Source organism: Allobaileyella intestinalis (assembly GCF_009695865.1).
Classification (GTDB): Bacteria; Bacillota; Clostridia; order Peptostreptococcales; family Anaerovoracaceae; genus Allobaileyella; species Allobaileyella intestinalis.
This window is the reverse complement of the sequence record NZ_VUNB01000001.1, coordinates 332,837-349,139: the sequence shown is the minus strand read 5'-3', so window position 1 is coordinate 349,139 and position 16,303 is coordinate 332,837. Positions and strand designations below refer to the sequence as shown.

At 44.8% G+C, this 16,303-nt stretch carries 16 protein-coding genes; all 16 read right to left on the bottom strand.

The features are described 5' to 3' along the window. Window positions 1-38 precede the first annotated feature (38 nt). Window positions 39-626 (bottom strand): hypothetical protein, encoded by a 588-nt coding sequence (locus FYJ66_RS01615; protein ID WP_154571773.1) that lies wholly within the window; start codon window positions 624-626, stop codon window positions 39-41. After that, window positions 626-1,234 carry a type II secretion system protein M gene (locus tag FYJ66_RS01610; RefSeq protein WP_154571772.1) on the bottom strand — a complete coding sequence of 203 codons (609 nt, stop codon included), beginning with the start codon at window positions 1,232-1,234 and terminating at the stop codon, window positions 626-628. The genes FYJ66_RS01615 and FYJ66_RS01610 overlap by 1 nt, the downstream gene beginning before the upstream one ends. Window positions 1,235-1,245: 11 nt before the next feature. Further along, entirely contained in the window at window positions 1,246-2,253 is a 1,008-nt protein-coding gene (gene pilM, locus FYJ66_RS01605) for a pilus assembly protein PilM (protein ID WP_154571771.1), read from the bottom strand. A 149-nt stretch (window positions 2,254-2,402) separates the two neighbouring features. Then, a complete protein-coding gene (locus FYJ66_RS01600) occupies window positions 2,403-3,191 on the bottom strand; it encodes a prepilin peptidase (protein ID WP_154571770.1) in 789 nt (262 codons plus the stop codon). Window positions 3,192-3,297: 106 nt separating this feature from the next. Continuing rightward, on the bottom strand, window positions 3,298-5,268 hold the full coding sequence (gene rnr, locus FYJ66_RS01595; protein ID WP_154571769.1) for a ribonuclease R: 1,971 nt from the start codon (window positions 5,266-5,268) through the stop codon (window positions 3,298-3,300). A gap of 65 nt (window positions 5,269-5,333) precedes the next feature. Continuing rightward, window positions 5,334-7,355, bottom strand: a complete 2,022-nt coding sequence (locus tag FYJ66_RS01590; RefSeq protein ID WP_154571768.1) for a bifunctional 4-hydroxy-3-methylbut-2-enyl diphosphate reductase/30S ribosomal protein S1 — start codon at window positions 7,353-7,355, stop codon at window positions 5,334-5,336. Between the two features lie 115 nt (window positions 7,356-7,470). Next, on the bottom strand, window positions 7,471-8,754 hold the full coding sequence (gene eno, locus FYJ66_RS01585) for a phosphopyruvate hydratase (protein WP_154571767.1): 1,284 nt from the start codon (window positions 8,752-8,754) through the stop codon (window positions 7,471-7,473). Window positions 8,755-8,817: 63 nt separating this feature from the next. Further along, window positions 8,818-9,354 carry a DUF6382 domain-containing protein gene (locus FYJ66_RS01580; RefSeq protein WP_154571766.1) on the bottom strand — a complete coding sequence of 179 codons (537 nt, stop codon included), beginning with the start codon at window positions 9,352-9,354 and terminating at the stop codon, window positions 8,818-8,820. 34 nt (window positions 9,355-9,388) lie between these two features. Beyond that, on the bottom strand, window positions 9,389-10,147 hold the full coding sequence (locus tag FYJ66_RS01575; RefSeq protein ID WP_154571765.1) for a hypothetical protein: 759 nt from the start codon (window positions 10,145-10,147) through the stop codon (window positions 9,389-9,391). A gap of 32 nt (window positions 10,148-10,179) precedes the next feature. Next, window positions 10,180-11,556, bottom strand: coding sequence for a DUF5702 domain-containing protein (locus FYJ66_RS01570; protein WP_154571764.1), 1,377 nt, complete (start codon window positions 11,554-11,556; stop codon window positions 10,180-10,182). A 26-nt stretch (window positions 11,557-11,582) separates the two neighbouring features. Then, window positions 11,583-11,903 carry a hypothetical protein gene (locus FYJ66_RS01565; RefSeq protein WP_154571763.1) on the bottom strand — a complete coding sequence of 107 codons (321 nt, stop codon included), beginning with the start codon at window positions 11,901-11,903 and terminating at the stop codon, window positions 11,583-11,585. Between the two features lie 32 nt (window positions 11,904-11,935). After that, window positions 11,936-12,127 (bottom strand): Flp1 family type IVb pilin, encoded by a 192-nt coding sequence (locus FYJ66_RS01560; RefSeq protein WP_206156956.1) that lies wholly within the window; start codon window positions 12,125-12,127, stop codon window positions 11,936-11,938. 26 nt (window positions 12,128-12,153) lie between these two features. Continuing rightward, on the bottom strand, window positions 12,154-13,191 hold the full coding sequence (locus FYJ66_RS01555; protein ID WP_154571762.1) for a type II secretion system F family protein: 1,038 nt from the start codon (window positions 13,189-13,191) through the stop codon (window positions 12,154-12,156). Further along, window positions 13,188-13,931 (bottom strand): type II secretion system F family protein, encoded by a 744-nt coding sequence (locus FYJ66_RS01550; protein WP_154571761.1) that lies wholly within the window; start codon window positions 13,929-13,931, stop codon window positions 13,188-13,190. Before FYJ66_RS01550 ends, FYJ66_RS01555 begins: the two co-directional genes overlap by 4 nt. Continuing rightward, window positions 13,924-15,189, bottom strand: coding sequence for a CpaF family protein (locus tag FYJ66_RS01545; protein ID WP_235897303.1), 1,266 nt, complete (start codon window positions 15,187-15,189; stop codon window positions 13,924-13,926). The genes FYJ66_RS01550 and FYJ66_RS01545 overlap by 8 nt, the downstream gene beginning before the upstream one ends. A 15-nt stretch (window positions 15,190-15,204) precedes the next feature. Further along, window positions 15,205-16,161: a hypothetical protein gene (locus tag FYJ66_RS01540; protein ID WP_154571760.1), complete on the bottom strand. Its 957-nt coding sequence runs from the start codon at window positions 16,159-16,161 to the stop codon at window positions 15,205-15,207. Window positions 16,162-16,303 lie beyond the last annotated feature (142 nt).

Sequence of the window (16,303 nt, the reverse complement as noted above, 5' to 3'; positions counted from 1 at the left end):
CATATGGCTGAAGGAAAAAACTTTTTTCCCCTCATCATTTATCCCTGAGTGTAGGTATTACCCCCATCTCCAGATGAAGATCCGGACAATCCAGCCAGGCTTGTGGCATGTACTGTGGTCTCAATAAAAGTAAGATCCACATTGCAGTTGCAGCTGCTCTCAGCTGTGGTAATCTGCACTCCTGTAATGACGCATCTTGAACCACACTGATTCAAATCTGAAATTATTGATTTTGCATCATTAACGGTTCCGCAGGTAAACGAGATATTCACATGCCGCCTTACGGTATTTCCTTTTTTTACCGGATTATCGTAGCTGATGTCTACGCTGGATGCCCTGGACAAAATACTGTTAAGCTGGGAAACTTCTGCTCTGATGTTGTTATACGGCATGACAACACCGATTCCCCTGGTTTTGTTGCTCTTGATGTTTTCCTTCATCTGCCTGGTCTTTGTGGCCTTGTTCTGCTCTATTGTCAGCTCGCTGCTGATCTCAGCTGTGTCATACTTTGTCATAACTGCCTTACATGGTCTGTAACACAGGAAGTAGTAGAGGGCTGCCACAATCAGAAATGCCAGCACACCCAGAAGTATTTTTTCCCTGGTGGTATGGTCTCTGTAAAGCATTATTCACCCCCGTTAGATTTAAACTTTATAGTAATAGTTGCAGCCACACTTCCAGGATCCCTGCTGGTAGTGGAAACCGAAACATAGGAAACTCTTCCATCTTCTTCCAGGTCGGAAACAATAGCTGAAACGCTGTCCATTGGAGCCCCTTCTATAGAAACGGTGGCTTTATTTCCCGATATCTGGATGTTCTTTATTGTTGCGGCTGAGCCCACTTTATCTGTGATCAGATCCAGGTCATCAGATCTGTCACTGAGCCTTCTCTCCTTAGGTGAAAGTCTGCCGTCTCCCTGTCTGTTGTACTTGTCCAGGGTCTTTTCGTAATTTACGTTAGACGCCTTCAGCTGGTCCAGGCTTTCCTGAATGTTCATGTACTGGCTTCTGGCAGACAGTGCGGATACGATCATGTCCACTACTAAAAATTTTATCAATATCAGCGCCACGATTGCGGCAATGACTGCAATGGCTGTGTTCCGGCGTTTATCTGTCTTCCGGTCTGCCGTAACCATGTTGATCCCGGTTTTCTCCGGATAACCGGAATCGGCCCCCAGATCCTTGCTGAACAATTCCTTGAGGCGGGCCGAAAATTTTTCCAAAGATTCACTCACTGGTTCGCCTCCTATTCCCACGCAACGCCCAGAGCCTGAGGGCAGAGAATCATCCTGTCAAAAGACGGATCCTCATCTGGTATCAGCTTTCTTGAGCTTCTAAGTGTAACATCCAATGATTCCTGAATTGACTGCAGCAGTCTGAGAATGCAAACTCCACCACCGCAGACATACAAGGAATCCAAGTTTGAATCCTGATGGTTGTATCTGTAGAAGTTCATGGTACGCATTATTTCCACAGCAAGATCGCTGTATCTGCTGACCATATCCTCGGATTCCTGGATTCCATCTACGTTGTTCTCGAATTTCAGCCTGGCAACGTGCTGGTCAACATCAAGTATAGAAGCGGTCATTCTGATAAACTCATCACAGCCCGGGTCAAGCACTCTTGTGATGTCAAAGACTCCGTCGGTGAAAAAATGAATTTTTACGCTCTTCGCTCCCAGATCCAGTATTGCATAATCCCTCTTGCCTGTGATTTCTCTTTCCTCTTCATATTCATCGATTATGTTCTTCAGGGCAAAAGCTTCCGGTGAAACTGTACAGAGCTTCAGGCCGACTTTTCCGAACATGTCTTTATATTTAGCCAGAAGATCTCTTTCCATGGCCACTGCAATAAGGTCCATCTCTCCTTTGCCTGGCTTGTCAGGATCTTTCTTTATGTTGACAACGGAATAGTCATAAATGTACTGGTCCTTGTTTTCATTTATATATGCACGGAACTCGTAGGGAAGGTTGACTTTCAGCTGTCCTATGGTCATCAGGGGCATTGAGACTCTGTGAACTATCAAGTGCCTGTCAGGTAGTGACAGAGCCACGTTTCTGGTTCTGACTTTGTTTTCTGAAAGGCTGCTTTTAATGAACTGTCCCATTGCGTCCCAGGACGTTATGTCATCATTTGAGACCAGATTGTCAGGCAAAGGGACTCTTATGAACTGTTCTGGCACTCCATCCTGGCAAACGGCCATTTTGAGGGTGCTGTTTCCTATGTCCATGCCTATCATGTTTTCTTTTGCCATTTCTCCCCGCTGTTCCGGTACGAGTATTTTTGTACCTAGTAATATTAATGTATTGTGCTATGTGCTGTGTTTTGTGTAATATTTACTATTCTCAAAATGCCGTGTGAAATAGTGCTCTGTTTTACGGCTTTGCGCTGGATAATGATTTCTCAGAACAACCCCAAGTACAGGTTCAACACCCAGTCCCCCGTCAGCAAGCCCATGATCACTGCCGCCGATATGCAGGGGCCAAAGGGAATTCTGTTCTGTTTTGACGCAAGAGCGGCTATGATGCCAATCAAACATGACAGAATCAGGGCATAGAATCCTTTTCCAAATCCAAGATAGAGAGTTGTCATGAAAAACAGTTTTATGTCACCGCCGCCCATGCTGTTCTTATCTGTGACCATGTCAAATATAAGTGACAGAACAAGAATGAATCCGGCAATTCCCAATCCTCCAGCAAGTCCGTGCCATGCTTCAGTCAGAAGATTTTTTCCAAATCCGTACTCAAATATAATGCCTGCCAGCCAGTTCACTATTCCGGCGATGATGAAACCGTCAGGAATTTCCATGGTCTCCAGATCTATGAGCGAAAGGCCAAGAAGGATGAAGTACAAAATCAGATAGCTTACGGCCTTAACACTGACATCGAATCTGAGAACTATGAGCAATGAGAGGATTCCGCTGAGGACCTCTGTAATCACATAACGGGGCGATACTTTTTCTCCGCAGTATCTGCATCTGCCCTTTAAAAAAAGGTAGCTGAAAACTGGCACCAGATCCATCGCCCCCAGAACATGACCGCAATGGGTGCAATGGCTTCTTCCCTTGAGAACATTTTCCCCATTTACCATCCGCCAGGCCATGCAATTGACAAAGCTGCCGAATACGGACCCCAGCACGAAGGCCAGGGTAAGTATGTATATTGTGATCGGTGTGCTTAACCAAAGCATCATCCGTTCTCCATGTGTTTTGTACAAAATGGAATGGCAGCTGAACAATCATGCTGCCACTTCTGTAAATTCCGATTAAATTGTATTATATACCTATATTGTCCTCTTTTCATTGTTTTATCTGTACTATGTTGAAATCAATGAGTTTTGCGACCTTGTCCACGGCCATTACTTTTATTCTTACGGGGTCTCCAAGGCCCAGGCTTATGCCGCTACCTCTGTTAACCGCCCTGTAGTTTTTCTCATCGTATATGAAGAATCCAGTCAGGGTGTCATATCTTACAAAGCCTTCGACAGTATTATCCAGCTCAACGTACAGACCGTTAGCAGTAATTCCGCTGATTATACCGTCAAAGTCCATACCAGCCTTGTCAGACATGTAATCAACTTTGGCAATCTTTTCTACTTCCCGCTCCAGTTCAAGGGCTGTTCTCTCGCATGAAGAAACCTGAACGGCCACCTTTTCCGAAATTTTTCTGAAATGATCCTGGTGTTCGTTGAATTCCTTGTCTGTGCTGTGAATCCTGTCTTTGATGATCCTGTGTATAAACAGGTCAGAATACCGCCTTATTGGTGAAGTAAAGTGGGTATAGTATCTGAATGCCAGGCCGAAATGACCGAGGCACTGGGTCTGGTAATCTGCTTTCTGCATGGTTCTGATAATGACTCTGCTGACCACGTTTTCCTGAGGTGTCCCGGAAACTCTGTCAATGACAGCAGCCAGATCTGCAGGCTCTATATTGTCAGATCTTTCAGGGAGTTCTATTCCGAAGGTTCTGAGAAAGTCTCTCAGTTCGGCAATTTTCAAGGGATCTGGTTTCTCGTGAACCCGGTACAGGAACGGTGATCTGGACCAGAAGAAATGCTCTGCCACCACCTTGTTGGCCATAAGCATGAACTCTTCTATCATCCTGTTAGCTGTTCTCCTTTCGGCAACTTTGATTTCCCTGGCATGGCCTTCTTCATCCAGAATTATCTCCGCTTCATTGAAGTCAAAATCTATGCTCCCATGCCTCATTCTCCTTTTATTCAGAGTTTCAGCCAGATCTTTCATATCACGGAGCACAGGCAGAATAGCGGAATATCTATCACAAAGTTCCTGATCGTTGTTCTCCAGAATATCTGAAACATCGTCATATACCAGCCTCTCATCGGAGCGGATTACACTTTCATAGATTTCGTGGTCCACCACCCTTCCTCTCTCGTCAAGGTCTACCTGACATGTCAGTGTAAGCCTGTCTTCTCCGGGATTCAGGCTGCATATTCCATTTGAAAGCTGCTCCGGCAGCATAGGTATTACTCTGTCCAGCAGATAGATGCTGTTCCCCCTCTTAAAGGCTTCCTTGTCCAGAGGTTCTGATTCTTTTACATATTCAGCAACATCAGCTATATGAACGTAAAGCCTTGTTATGTGTTCTGACTTTTTTACCAGGGAAACTGCATCATCAAAATCTTTGGAGTGAGCACCGTCGATCGTAAATGTAATCAAATCTCTCAGGTCCTTCCTCCCCTCAGGCACAGAAAGAAATCTGCCGTTCTCCTGGCTGTTTATGAAGTTCTTCTCCAGTTCCCTGGCCTGTTTCATAGCCTTGTCGCCAAAAAAACGGCGGACACCGTAGCTCTGTATTAATCCCAGGGTTTCACCGTCAGCTGCTCCAGCCTTTGCTATTATATGCCTTACTTTCCCCTCGGCGTAATTGTCACTATCAGGATACTTGACTATTGAGGCCTCCACTATATCTCCATTAGCTGCTTTAAGGAAATTTCCTTTTCTGATGAAAAGAATATCTCTTCCGTGTTTTCCAATGGGAACAACGTAGCCGCGGTGGTCCTTTTTCTCCAGTCTACCCACTACGGTTTCTGTATTTCTCTTCAGGACTTTTGTGATTCTTCCCTCGAGCTTCATTCCCCTTGGAGAACTAACTATCTCAACTCTGACCAGGTCCCCGTCCATGGCTCCGCCAATGCCATTTCTCGGAATATAAATATCCCTTTCTTCCTGAATTACGAAGCCAAAACCTCTCTTCGTCTTCTCCAGAAGTCCTTCAGCGTAACGCTTTTTCTTTCTCTTCTTTCCCATTGCTTCTCCAATACTGCCGGCTATAAAAAAGAGGGCCGGCTCACCGACCCTCCATACTATTTGACCTAGTTTTCCTCAGCAGCTTCCTCAGCCTCATCTGATTCCTCAGCCCCATCTGCCAGGGTTGCCTTTATGCTCAGGCTGATTCTGTGTCTGTCAGTATCAATGTCCATAATCTTGGCCTTGATAGTCTGACCAACCTGAAGTTCATCACTTACAGCGTCGACTCTCTTGTTTGCGATCTCTGAAATGTGAACCAGTCCGTCCAGACCAGCTTCCAGCTCAACGAATGCGCCGTACTCCTTGATCTGAACAACCTTGCCCTCAATTACCTGACCAACAACATACTTGCTGCCAACCAGTGACCATGGCTCAGGCTGTGTCTGCTTCAGTCCCAGAGAAATCTTGCCCTTCTCCTCGTTCAGTGCCAGGATCTTGACATTGATAATATCTCCGATAGAAAGAACTTCCTGCGGGTGCTTAAGCTTGCCCCAGCTGATCTCAGAGATATGGAGCAGTCCGTCAACTCCGCCGATATCAACGAATGCGCCGTAGTCGGTAAATCTCATTACCTTACCTTCAACGATGTCTCCAACGTTCAGGTTAGCCCAGATTTCCTCAACCTGCTTGCGCTTCTCGTCAACCAGTACAGCCTTTCTTGAGAAGACAGCTCTGTTTCTTCTGTCATCAACTCTGATTACCTTTACATCTGCTTCCTTACCGATGAATTCGTCTGCCTTCTCGATATATCTGTCAGACAGCTGTGACATTGGAACGAATCCTGTAACCTGCTTGTACTGTGCAATAATGCCGCCATTTACCGCTCTGATGAACTTTACACGGATTGTCTCCTTGCTGTCCAGGAACTCCTTCAGCTCCTTGTAATTCTCGTTCATCTCGAGCTTCTTCTTTGAGAGGGAAATTCCGCCTTCTCCCTCATCGGACTTCATTACCTTGGCCTCAATCTGATCTCCCTCTTTGAAAACATCAGCTAAGGTCTGACCCTCTTCAAGGGTAACCTCGTTCTTGCGCAGGATTCCGTCCTTCTTGCATCCCATGTTTACGATTACTTCATCGTCACGTACCTCGATTACGGTACCCTCGATGATCTCACCTGGCTTAGGAAGACGAGTACTCTCATCGATTTCGTCTAACAGCTCAAACATTGGGTTCTTCTCGTCAGTAATAACATTCTGGCTCATACTGGAAATAACCTCCTTAATAATCCATGCAGGTGTAGATGCACCTGCGGTAATACCTATTCTATTATATTTAGCAGTATCTTTCAACTCTAATTCAGAAATATCTCTTATAAAAACCGCATTTTTGCAGTGTTTTTTCGCTATTTCATACAGTTTCCTGGAATTTGAGCTCTGGGGGTCTCCAATTACCACCATAAGGTCTGATTTTTCTGCAAGATCTGCACATGCATCCTGCCTCTCTCTGGTGGCATTGCATATGGTATTCTGAAGTTCGTAGTCTATCTCATTCTCATCCAGAACCTTCAGAATCTCATTCAGCAGCTCCTGTCTCAGTGTGGTCTGGCATACTATTAGTGGCGGTTCGCCGCCTTCAGTTGACCTGACAGCGTCTTCAGAAGATTTCCATTCAACGGCCCACTTACAGGCTTCTTCCGGATCCTGTATTATCACACCGTTCCAGTTACACCAGCCGTTTGTGGCTATTACCTCCTGGTGATCACGGCTGCCGATTATAATCACCTGGCGGCCTGCCTCATCAGCCTTCTTTACAAGATCATGAATGCGGCTTACGAACACGCAGGTTGAATCCACCAGAGTGATCCCTCTTCTCTCAGCTTCTTTGTAAAACTCTTCCGGTTCACCATGGGAACGAACTATGACAATGTCCCCGGGCTCAGCCTCAGACAGCCCGTCTATCATGTGGACTCCCTTTTCCTCCAGTCGCCCCGTAACAGAACTGTTATGAATCAGCGGTCCACAGGTGAACAACCTTTTCTTCTCACTGTCCGGACGTTCTTCGTTTACCCTGACCTGTTTCTCAGTGAGATCCAGGGCCCGTTGAACACCAAAACAAAAGCCTGCATGATCAGCTTTGATTATTTCCAATATAGTTTCTCCTGACCTGAAAAACACCCGGGCGGGAAGGCCCGGGCAATCTCATAATTATCTTACATCAACAACTGCAAATCAGCCCTGATTCACATTCATTCCCTTCACAGACTTATTTGAACAGCCTGGTACCTATGTAGTCTGCAGACTCCCCAAGCTCTTCTTCGATTCTGAGGAGCTGATTGTACTTGGCAACTCTCTCTGTTCTTGCAGGAGCGCCTGTCTTGATCTGTCCAGCGTTTACACCTACTACCAAATCTGCGATTGTGGTATCTTCAGTTTCTCCTGAACGGTGAGAAACAATTGTGTTATATCCATTTTTCTTTGCAAGTGAAATGGTTTCAAGAGTCTCTGAAATGCTTCCAATCTGGTTGAGCTTAATGAGAATTGCATTTGCACAGCCCAGCTCTATGCCCTTGGCAAAGCGCTGAGGATTTGTAACAAACAGGTCATCTCCCACTATCTGGATCTTGTCTCCCAGTCTGTCAGTAAAGAGCTTCCATCCATCCCAGTCCTCTTCATCCATTCCGTCTTCAATGGAAGCAATTGGGTAATCAGCACAGAACTTCTCCCAGTTTTCTACCAGCTCTTCAGACGTAAATGTTCTTCCAGACTTAGGCATCTTGTACTCGCCCTTGTTTTCTGTCTTCCATCCGCTTGCAGCGGCATCAATGGCTATTACGAAGTCTGTGCCAGGCTCATAGCCGGAATTCTTAACAGCAGCAACGATGTAGTCCAGCACCTGGAACTCATCCTTAAGGTCAGGTGCATATCCGCCTTCATCACCAACTGAAGCAGAATATCCGTCCTTCTTAAGATCCTTACCCAGCTGATGGTAAACTTCTGCACACCATCTCAGCGCTTCTCTGAAGGTAGGTGCTCCAACTGGCATGATCATGAACTCCTGAACATCTACAGTATTGGATGCGTGCTCACCACCATTGAGGATGTTCATCATCGGTACCGGAAGAGTTCTTCCATTGATTCCTCCGAAGAATCTGAAGAGCGGAATATCCAGTGATGCAGCAGCTGCTCTTGCACATGCCAGAGAAACAGCCAGAATTGCATTTGCTCCGAAACGGCTCTTATCATCTGTTCCGTCCAGGGCAATCATCTTTCTCTCGATCTCGTAAATGTCAGATGCATCTTCTCCGATGAGAAGCTCACGTATTTCATTGTTAACGTACGCAACGGCTTTAGTTACGCCCTTGCCGCCGTATCTGGATTTGTCACCATCTCTGAGTTCAAGAGCTTCGTATATTCCTGTAGATGCACCGCTTGGTGTATCTCCCAGTCCGATAGTTCCGTCTTCCAGATGAACCTCAGCTTCTACTGTTGGATTTCCTCTGGAATCAAGTATTTCCCTTCCGACTACGTCAACAATCTTTGTCCACATTTTGTTCTCTCCTTTTCATAAATGAGATTATCAAAAAGCGATAATATCATACTCAACATATGGTCACTTTTTTGAATTATACACGGATGGGTCAAGTCTTACAATCCTCTTGTCCAGATATCTCAGCAGTCTAAGTCTGTCACCTTTCAGCACCATCTCTTTCAGATCTTCCATTTCTTTAACTTCAGTTTCTTTTCTCATATCTGTAATCCTGTCTATGAACAGAATTAACTTATCCTCAAATTCCATTTCATTAAAATCAGGATAAAAAAGTAATTTCAGCCTCTCTTTTGTCACGCTGTTATTCCTGCTGTAAATCAGCTCCGGTTCCAGCAGATACTTGCGTGCCATAACGAGATGATTATCGTTTTCCTCGCTTATCTCTATTATCCCCCTTATCAGCTGCATTTTTTCATGAAGGGTCATGTCTCCGGTCTTTATCTTTCTCAGATCTGCCGTATCATATGAAAACATGTATGCGTCACCGTCTTTAATAATGCTCATACGGAGAAAATTCCTGTTATAGTTTCCCGTAAGGATATCATTCAGATACATCGGCATATGATACCCTGTTATTTCCTGTTTCAGCCATTTTTTCACAGCGGGCCTCCTTTCTGCACTGCTGCCGGCACCATCATCCGCCGCATTTTCCACAAGGGCTGTATCCCCTTTCTAATGCCGTTTCTCTCTCGATCTCTGTAAATTTTCTTTGAAGAACATTGCAGTCTTGCAAATGAAAACTTTCACCATACTCAGGAAACACATATACCATGGTTCCGTTTGCGGATTTCCCGCTTCTGCACACCGGACATTTTTTGTATTTTTTTCTTATTGAAGGCGTAAGAGCAAAAGAAAGAGTATTGGTTTTCAAAAATGTGCATCCTCTTTTATGATATTTTTCTCCCATCTTCGGAAACACATAAACTCCTTCTGCCGACCTGTTCTGCATGTGGGCGGCAGAAGCCGGTGAGACCCTTCTCTCCTTTCCTTCATAGGCCCTGCCCATTACTGAAACCCTGTAATCCCCTTCTGCCATCAAGTTCATAGGATTGTCAGCCTTTAGATGGACTTGTATGCTGAGCTTTATAGCCTTGTCCACAGGTCCATTAACTGCACCTGTTCTCACCTCTGCCAGGTTACAGCTGCTTACCAGGTGACTGTACTCAGAAATTCTCTTTCTGGCTCTTGTACCTGCAGGTAAGGCTGTCTTTATTGCCGGTACCTCTATCATTGCCCTGCGCATCTCATCGGCAGTGCAATAATATCCATTTTCAATTGCAGCATACATCAATATTACAGACAGCAGAACAACAACGAAGACAATAAACAGGGGCAGACAGAGAGCTCCTTCCACAAGGTAACTTCCCTTTTTATTTAACGGCAGCTTTCTCATACGAATTACCTCTCCAATAAAGTTTCCCCTGTTCAGCTGTACTGATCCTCTCCAGTCTGGTCAAGGCCGTTAGTTTTTATGGTGAATCTAAGGCCTCTGTGATATTCCCTCAGGTTGAAATCTTTGTAATACCTGTATTTCATATTAATTTGAACAATGTCCATGATTCTTAAAGTCCTGGTTTCAGGGGACATGGAAAGAATCATTCCCGACAAATACTCTTCGTAAGAAAGCCCTTCTGAAATATTTCCTGAGCCATTTCCTCCCGCTTTCCCTGTAACCTCTCCTATTTCTGACCTGTGCTCATCAAGGGATTTTAAAGCTTCTTCATCAAGCTTTCCTCTTAACGCCCTGCTCTCGAGAATTCCGCTTAAACTGGTTTTCCATGTTTCCTTTGTCTTTATCACCGGTACCCTCTTGTCATTAAGCAGATCGTCCACATCAGATGAAGCCTCTGCAGCGGCCCACAATTCCATAAGCACAAGCTGTACCGCTGGTGCAGCAGCAGGTGAAATTATTTCAGCCACTGCCATGGTCAGCTGGGTTTTCTCACTGTCTGACCAGAGATAGGCCAGATTTGCTCCGTTTCTTACGATAAACAACCTCCTTCTTACTATTTTCAGATTCTCAGTGTCAGAGGGTTTCCCTGCTGCCACATATTCCCACTCGTTCCGGAAATAGCTTTTTTTATTGTTTGGAGCGTACAGATGACTTCCCAGATGATTTCTCAAAAAAATCATTTCACATGCCAGGTTCTCCGGCAGATGAGAATAGTTTTCAAAGCCGCCATTTTTAAGGATTCTGTCCATGCTGTTGCTTTTGAAACCGTCCTTGCTTTCACGAGAAGGTAAAGTCCGAAGTATTACGGGATTACTTATATACCGGTATCCATCTCTATCTTCCAGTCTGCCGCTGTCCAGTTCCTCAGGAATATCGCCTCCGGTAAATGTTCCTCCTGAAAGGCCGGGAAAAGGATCCTGTTCCAGCGGCGGTCTCTTGATTCTTTTTTCAAAGGCCATGGTTTTCCCCGCCTCGGTTATCAGTGATTCTTTCATAGATCTCCTGAAATTCTGTACGATATCCATTTCAAAGCCTCCAAGTTCAACTTCTGCGCCCTGAAGTCTCGTCCTCATTTTCCCTGACATGGAATACTCCATGTAGGTTTCCAGCTTTTTCCTGACCATTTCATCGTTTCCGTAAAATGCAAGGATTCCATAGTCATCCAGAAGATGCACATCATATTCTGATAGAATACTCTTTGACCAGACGGAACCCAATGTCCTGACCGAACTCTGCACTGTCATCTCCCTGGCAACTGCTGTTGCCACAGCCATTGCCACAGCAAATCCAGTGATCCCAATGGCCATAAACAGAGCTGCAGATCCGGCTCGTTCCCTTATTTTATTCATCTCTCACCTCACCAGAACATGTTCATCTAATCTGATGTGGCTGCCGCTTTAAACCTTACAGTATCGTCATAATTTATAAGATACCAGCTGGCCTTTATATCTTTTCCCGGAGAAAACCTGAGTATGCCCCTGTTTACAAGATCCACCCGTCTTTCCTTTTCACTGGTCCTGATAATAACTCCGTGGTCAGTCCTTTCCTGGAAAATCAGATTCCTGTGAAGAGAACTTCCAGTCACCAAGATTTCCATATAAAAGACCATCACCCTTATCATGAGCATCGAGAGCAGAATTATAATTGGAAGAACAATACTGGCTTCTACCATTTCCGAGCCATTCTTACGATTCATGGCTCTGATTATCACCTTCATTTCCATGGGCCCTAAAATTTGCTGGCATCCAGATTCTTGAAGGTTTGGTTGACGAAGTCTGTTATTTCATTTTTGAATATTATTCCGATAGCAACTGCAATAGCCACCAGAATGGCAACCTGCACCATTTCCATTCCCTTCTTGTTGTTCACTTTCCCTGCTGCAGATCTAACCATCTTCTCAATCCTGATCATTCTGTCCATTTTTCTTCTCCTTTCGTTTGTAATTTTCACATTTCCAGCATTGCGGGAGCCATTGTCACCACCATAAGTACTATGAGCAGAAGCCCAAGGGGATACGCCATCTTCATTTCCATCATCTTTCCCTGTTCTCTTGCTATTATTTTCCTTTTATCCCAAAGATATCTGCTCTCATAGTCCAGATTTTCTATTATGTCTGTTCCCTTCCGCTCATTTTCCCTGAGTATTGAAGCGATTCGCATGAGTTCTTTGCTGCTGCACTTCTCTGCCATTTCATTGATCAGTTCTGCTGTGCTGACTCTGTTTCCTGAATTGGATTCATGCTCCTCTACTGCGAGTTTCTGAAAAGCTGACATTGAGCCTTCTTCCTTCTCATAGCACAGACAGATCTGGTCGAAAGCGTCTTTGAGTATCATTCCGGCATTCATCATAAGCATCAGCTGGTTGGTAAATCTCGGAAGATCAAGGACCACCTCCTTTCTCAATTCTTTTTCTCTCTTTCTATTTCTGTATGAGCCCTCTCTAGAGATATACACCACAATCATCATGATGATCGCCGGATAAAGAAATACCCATCCTCCACCTTTCCTGTTCCGGGTCCATTTTATCCTTGTGCCATCATCCATCTGGTCAGGCAGGATTATTTTCTTTTTCAGGGTGTTTTCAGCATCGGAAATTGTGCTGTTCAGTCTTGCTTCAGCGTCTTTTCTACCCCTTTCTTTTTCTTCTTCCCTCTTTTTCTTCTCACCACCAGGTTCTGTATAATCCGGGGTGAACTCTGTTTTTTTGCGTATCTGTCCGTATTCTCCATTTATTTCTGCAATCAGGGAATAAGTGGATAACCTTCCCGTATCAGCTCTTGTTACTCCAATTACATTTCCCTTTTCGTCCAGAATGTATTTATTCTTTTCCGAAAGACCTTTTCCTGCTGCCAGAAGGAATATCAGTGAAACAAGAAGAACACTCCTGAACAATTTCTTTTTTTCTTTTTCGCCCATTCCTTCTGCCCCAGACAGCTCTGACAATCTGGTAACCGCATTTTGCAGCCGGTTCGTAATATTTTTCATATCCTCACCCTGACAATCTTCCTTATCATTCCGTATATAGCTGCATCGGCAGCTATTACAACAGTCATGAGAACACGTCCGGCAATAGTTGAATATAAGGGTTCAATGTATTCTCCCGCCATGAGGTTGAGAAAGGCCAGTACTATTCCCGGCATTGAAAAAATCAGCAATCCCTCTTTCTCCTTTCTCTTGACAATTCCTCTGATCTCATTTTCAATGGTCATCTTGTCAATAATTACTGATGCTGCCTTGTTCAGCGCCAGTATCATGTTTGCACCAGTAGAACGGCAAATTGAACATATGATCACGAAATCTTTTACATCCTGGTATCCTGTTCTTTTCCCAAGATCGTCAAGAACGAGAATCTCGTCCTCCTTCCCGGCAGTCAGCCTCCTCTCCATCTGCTTCAGCTCAGGATAAAGCAGGGACTCCTTTCCATATATGTCGCAGATTCCGTTTATGGATTCTGAAATGCCCTCAGTTATCCCGCGTCCCGCACCTACAGAAGTGGAAAGCATGAACAGAAAATCCTTGAATTCTTCCAGGAAGCGGCTTTCCCTTCTGCTGACCAACAGTTCCTGAATATATGCTTTTATTTTTTTGTGAAAAAGAAGAGGCACAAATGCGAAGACCGGCGATCCGTAGCAAAGCATGGACAGAATCACTGATGCTGTTGCCAGAGCCGCCCAGAACAGTGTTTTCTCCCGAGTAGAAAACTCATACTTTTTGTAGTCAATCAACAGGCCTTCCCTCCTCTCTCCACATTCTCTTAAGCCGCTGATCATTAACCAGTCTGTTTCCTGTTTTCTCCAGCTTTCCCTTCTTATCAGATATGGTGAACAGGTAGTTCAGCTGGTAGTTTCTGCCGTCAAAACCCACTAGTTCAGCTATCTCCATAACCTGTCTAACCCCTCTGTGGTCTCTCCTGAGATGAATGAACAGATCGATAGCATTGGCGATCTGACTTTTTACGGAATATACAGGTAACTGAGCATCTGACATGTACATACTTTCAAGACGGTTCAGCATTCCTCTTATATCGTTGCCGTGACCAGTAGAAATGGATCCATCGTGGCCCGTGTTCATTGCCTGGATCATCTCCACCACTTCTTTTCCTCTCACCTCTCCTACTATTATTCTGTCAGGTCTCATCCTCAGGCTGGTTCTGATAAGCTGATCCATTGTTACTTCTCCTTTTCCCATTGAATTGGAAGCTCTGCATTCCATATGAATCTTGTTGGACAGTCTTTCGGCTCTCAGTTCAGATGAGTCCTCAATAATGATTACCCTTTCTTTCGGATTGATAAATTCACAGAGTGCGTTAAGGAAAGTGGTTTTACCTGATGAAGTACCTCCTGAAATAAAGATGTTGTAACCGGCTTTCACTACATCTGCCAGGAAATCCCGGCACTCCAGGGTAAGCGTGCCTGATTCTGTCATCTGATCCATAGTCAGTGACTCTCTTGAAAACTTTCTGATGGTCAGAATAGGGCCATTCAGCGCTACGTTTCTCAGCACTCCGTTTACCCTGCTTCCATCAGGCATTCTGGCGTCAACTATGGGACTGGCCTCATTAATCTCCCTGTGGACCTCTGCTGCAAGAAGTCTGATCAGGTTCTCCAGCTCCTGTGGCGAGGTGAAAGCATCGTCGACTTCAATCAATCTGCCGTTCTTTTCTGCAAAGATCTGATCCGGCCCGTTTACCATTATTTCGTTAACGTTATCATCATTAAGAAGGCCGTTCAGAATGCCGTATTTCCATCTGGCTCTGGAATAGACTGAAAGCACGAAGTTTCTCAGATGCTCCGGCTCCACATGTTCCACTGCTTCAGACTGAAAAAACACGTTTTCAATGGTCTCCATCAACTCCTCATCTGATATACTTCCTTCCCATCGGGATATCATTCTCTTTATTTCCATAGTTATCTGTCCGATCTCCCAACCGTAAAGATCAACAGTGCACTTCATCTTCCTTCCACTAATACAGCCATTGTTCATCTTGATTCCTCTTGCTCAGATCGACAGAATTTCTCTGATGCTCTCTTCAGACATGATTTCTCTATATCCTTGTAAATCTTTATAGTCCAGGGAAACTAATCCTTTTGAACATTCTTTCTCACCCAGTATTCTACCGGGCAGTCCATCTGCCGGGTCACTTTCTCCTGAAGAATGGAGCCAGAACCGCCTACCACAGCTCCTTATCACATTTACTGCCTGTTTCGTGCAAGATGCTCCAATATGGAAAATAACCACATCGAATTTTCTGTCTGAGATGCATTTTGTAACCCCCAGTATTTCCCTGGCTGACATGTCGCAAAATGGATTGGTGCCTCCCGGTATTCTGAAATGATGAACTCCATATTCATCCTCAATGAAAAAGGCACTGGCAGATATGGCCTTTCCTGAAGAAATGTGATACATCATCCTCTTGAAGTTCTGACTCACTCCCTGATTCCCCATGCCTTCTCTTATTATGTGTGTAAGGGGAAAAACAAGCACGCTGCAGCCGCAGAGATAGACGATCTGCCTTGCAAGTCCGTTGCAGAAATCTAGTCCTGCAATCTCGTCCCCGTCACAGAAAACGCTCATGCGGCTTATTTCCACATCCTGTCCCTGTTCCTCTCCTGAAAGCACTCCGTAAATGAACCTTATGTCAGCCAGCAGATGATCTGTTCTCTCATACTTAAACATGCTAAAGGGCCCGAATTCCCTTGAATTATCCTGTTCGTCCCCTTCCTCTCCCAGAAATACTCCATTCTCACCGGCCTCCTGACCGCAGATTGAAATGAACTCTTTACGGTCGTAATCCGTAACATACATAAACCCGTCTTTCTTCACTGAGTGCCTGTATTCCGCCCCCTGTTCAATGCCTGTCAAGATCTCAATGGTAATATCCTGACTTGATCTTCCTGCAATCTCAAGAAAGGCGTTGAGAAATTCCTGGTCTCTTATAATCAAACTAAGTTTCACCTCTACCACCCCGGATCCATTATGTTTTCATCTAACTAAGTGAAGTGAATATATCATTGCCGACTTTCCCCTGCAGTACACATCCGGGCATAAAAAAATACCCTGCGGCCGGTATTTTGCCGAGGGTAAACGTAATATTTTG